Source organism: uncultured Ligilactobacillus sp. (assembly GCF_948826705.1).
Lineage (GTDB): Bacteria > Bacillota > Bacilli > Lactobacillales > Lactobacillaceae > Ligilactobacillus.
The window spans coordinates 1-3,362 of the sequence record NZ_CAQLEL010000090.1 but is presented as its reverse complement, the minus strand read 5'-3'; the positions used below and the strand labels follow the sequence as shown (position 1 = coordinate 3,362).

6 protein-coding genes are annotated in these 3,362 nt (G+C 39.6%); 5 read left to right on the top strand and 1 reads right to left on the bottom strand.

Annotated features, from left to right (window positions below; all coding sequences use genetic code 11):
* A partial coding sequence (locus tag Q9Q35_RS06085) for an HK97 family phage prohead protease (RefSeq protein WP_304652592.1) occupies positions 1-441 on the bottom strand: 441 nt, incomplete at its 3' end.
* Positions 442-488: 47 nt separating this feature from the next.
* On the opposite strand from Q9Q35_RS06085, the gene Q9Q35_RS06080 reads away from it, so the two are divergent.
* The 5 genes from Q9Q35_RS06080 to rpsM form a co-directional block, all read left to right on the top strand.
* A complete protein-coding gene (locus tag Q9Q35_RS06080; RefSeq protein ID WP_304652591.1) occupies positions 489-1,832 on the top strand; it encodes an FAD-dependent oxidoreductase in 1,344 nt (447 codons plus the stop codon).
* A 132-nt stretch (positions 1,833-1,964) separates the two neighbouring features.
* Complete coding sequence (locus Q9Q35_RS06075; protein ID WP_304652590.1) at positions 1,965-2,624, top strand: adenylate kinase; 660 nt, start codon at positions 1,965-1,967, stop codon at positions 2,622-2,624.
* Positions 2,625-2,841: 217 nt separating this feature from the next.
* Positions 2,842-3,060, top strand: coding sequence for a translation initiation factor IF-1 (infA, locus tag Q9Q35_RS06070; RefSeq protein WP_003689399.1), 219 nt, complete (start codon positions 2,842-2,844; stop codon positions 3,058-3,060).
* Positions 3,061-3,094: 34 nt separating this feature from the next.
* On the top strand, positions 3,095-3,208 hold the full coding sequence (gene rpmJ, locus Q9Q35_RS06065) for a 50S ribosomal protein L36 (protein ID WP_003696792.1): 114 nt from the start codon (positions 3,095-3,097) through the stop codon (positions 3,206-3,208).
* Between the two features lie 25 nt (positions 3,209-3,233).
* Positions 3,234-3,362 (top strand): 30S ribosomal protein S13 (rpsM, locus tag Q9Q35_RS06060; protein ID WP_304652593.1); only part of this gene is annotated, 129 nt, incomplete at its 3' end.

Sequence of the window (3,362 nt, the reverse complement as noted above, 5' to 3'; positions counted from 1 at the left end):
GTCGGCGAGCCGATAAGTGAAAGAGCCGGAGCGGCGGAAAAGTTTGACGGCGTTCGCATTGCTCGGTATGTCTACAATCGAAGCCTCGATTAAACGGCATTTGACAACCGTCTGAACGTTGTTTAAATCCTCCTGCGTCACATTGTCGATACCGATTGAGACACAACGCAGAAAACCGTTGTCAACCTGCTTTTTAATCTTTGCGCCCAACTCGGTGCTTTCATCAAAAACCGCGTCTGCGATTAGCTTGGTGCCGTCCTTGCGGATATTCTCCCAGCGGCCAACAACGCCGCTTTCGCGGTCGTGCATGTAGAGCATAACCGGGTTACGTTCAAACTGAGCCGTGTCGATTCCGGCTGTCTGAACCACAAAGCCGTAAGAGTTCAGTGACTCGTCCGAAAGTATGAAAGTTGTTGTTTTTGTGTCGTTTGCCATTGTCATAATGTTTGGCGCAAAATTGGCCGTCATATTATGGGGAATGATAAGTCATGTTAAAAGTTGTTATTGTAGGCGCTAATCATGCTGGACTTGCTACGGCACGCTACTTACTTGAGAGTGGAAAGCCACTTGAGATCACTTTGATCGATAAAAACGATTCTTCTTTAGGCTATATTGCAGGGGCTACACCGTTATTGATCGGGAAAAAGATCCCATCTTATAAAAGCTTTTTTTCGGCAGATATCGAAACGATCGCCAAACAGGTGACTCATTTCTATACTAATTCTGAAGTCATAAAGATCGACTTTGGCTGCAAGCGGATCTTTGCTAGGGAAAATAAAGGACGGCGTTTTAACTTTAAATATGATAAGCTCGTTTTAGCCACTGGCTCTAGTCAGCAAGACTTGTTGGTAGAAAATAGCGAATTAAATGGGATCTACAAGATGAAAAGCTTAAAAGAAGCACTATTGATAAATCAAAAATTGTCGACGAGAAACTGTCGCAATGTTGCAGTGATCGGTGGTGGTTATATTGGTGTTGAGATGGCAGAAGCATTTCAATTGCGTAACAAAAATGTCAGACTGTTTGAGATCAAAGATCATGTCCTAAACACGCATTATGATAAGGAATTTGCTCAGTTAGCGCAACGCAAATTGAGCGAAAATGGCATCGAGCTTCAAGTAGGTGAAGAGATCGTGAGATTTGAGGGACGTAATGGAAAGCTCACGGGTATCATCACGAGACAAGCTAGTTATCCTGTTGATATGGCTATTTTGGCGATTGGTTTTTTGCCTAATACTCAATTGGGGAGAAATTATCTGACTTGTTTTACCAATGGAGCATATGTTGTAAATAGTGCGCAGCAGACTTCAGATCCTGATGTCTATGCAGTTGGAGATTGTGCAACTTCTTATTCTAAAACATTAAAAGATCAGATGGTCGATTTTTCAGTCGCTAATGCTTTACGTGGCAGTTATGCTGCAGCTAAGAGTATTGTTGATGAGAAAGTTATTTCTGACGGAACAGTCATGACTAATGCTGTTAAAATTTATGGCTTAAATTTTTTTGCAACAGGTCTGACGACTGAAAAGGCGCATAAATATGGAATCGAGATCGAATATGTTGACCATGAAGATTGGGTCTTATTGCCAGCGATGTTGAATAATAATAAGGCTAAGATCAGACTCATTTACACTAAAATGGATCGACGTTTAGTTGGGGCACAAGTTTGCTCTAAAGCTGATCTATCGGGAAATGTTTCCGCGTTGACTTTGGCAGTTCAAAAGGAGATGACGATCGATGAATTGAGTTTTTCAAAATTCTTCTTTTACCCTTATTTTAATTTGCCAAACGATTTGTTGATCAAAGCTGCTCAAGCAAGTGAGAGCAGATAGGTGAAAATATTCAGAATAGCATTTTAACAGAGCTTTTATAATAAAGTTATTTGTTATATGTTATAATTAGAGAGTCGTTTTTTAACGAAGATAGCGTGTGAGCTTGTAAGAATTTATAAAGGAGAGTTTTAAATGGCATTAAATCTCATGTTAATGGGTCTACCAGGTGCTGGTAAAGGGACTCAAGCAGAAAAGATCGTGGATCAATACCATGTTCCGCATATTTCTACGGGTGACATCTTTCGAGCTGCAATGAAAGATAATACTCCAATGGGTGTAGAAGCTAAGCGCTACATCGATAAGGGAGAATTAGTACCTGATGAAGTGACTAACGGGATCGTAAAGGAACGTTTAGCCAAAGATGACGTTGATAATGGCTATATGCTTGATGGTTTTCCACGTAATATGGCTCAAGCAGAAGCATTAGATACTTTTGGAGCCGAATTAGGTAAACCTTTGAACTGTGTGATCAATATCCATGTTGATCCAGAATCATTGATGGAACGTTTGACTGGACGCTATATCTGCCGCAACTGTGGTGCAACTTACCACAAGATCTTCAATCCTACTAAGGTCGAAGGTACATGTGATCGTTGTGGTGAACACGAATTTTATCAACGTGAAGATGATAAACCTGAAACAGTCAAAAATCGCCTTGATGTAAACATCAAGATGAATACTCCGCTACTAGATTTCTACAAAAAACAAGGGATCTTACATGAAGTAGACGGTAACCAAGATATCGATAAAGTTTTTGCAGATATCAAGGCTGTTTTAGATCAAATCGACTAAAAATCAAATAAAAAGATACACCTGGATTGTCATTTTTTTAAAATAGTGCTTGCATCCAGCTTGGCACTATGATATGATAATTCAGGTTTATCTTTTCAATAGGCTCAGTTTGCCATTTTGAGCAAACGGAACTTGCGGAAAAAGGTGGGACTCCATAAAAAGCTTCTCACATTTTTACGTGTAAAGTTTTAAAACCAATTTAAGGAGGTACTTTTGCGTGGCGAAAGATGATGTGATTGAAATTGAGGGTACGATCAAAGAAACGTTGCCAAATGCGATGTTCAAAGTTGAACTTGAAAATGGACATGAGATTTTAGCTCACGTTTCCGGTAAGATCCGCATGCATTATATTCGTATTTTACCAGGAGACAAGGTTACTGTTGAAATGTCCCCTTATGATTTGACTAAGGGTCGCATTACCTATCGCTTTAAATAGATTGTACTTCAAAAATATTTAGGAGGTATAATTCATGAAAGTAAGACCATCAGTTAAACCAATGTGCGAACATTGCAAAGTTATCAAACGCAAAGGTCGCGTTATGGTTATTTGCGATAATCCAAAGCACAAACAACGTCAAGGATAATAATTAATCAGGAGGTGTAATTGTAATGGCTCGTATTGCAGGTGTCGATTTACCACGCGACAAGCGTATCGTTATCGGCTTAACTTATATTTACGGAATCGGTAATACAACAGCTAAGAAGATCTTAGCTGAAGCAGGTGTTTCAGAAGACGTT

Coding starts and splice junctions, on each gene's coding strand:
- Q9Q35_RS06080 (WP_304652591.1), top strand. CDS start 489: ATGTTAAAAGTTGTTATTGTAGGCGCTAATCATGCTGGACTTGCTACG.
- Q9Q35_RS06075 (WP_304652590.1), top strand. CDS start 1,965: ATGGCATTAAATCTCATGTTAATGGGTCTACCAGGTGCTGGTAAAGGG.
- rpmJ (WP_003696792.1), top strand. CDS start 3,095: ATGAAAGTAAGACCATCAGTTAAACCAATGTGCGAACATTGCAAAGTT.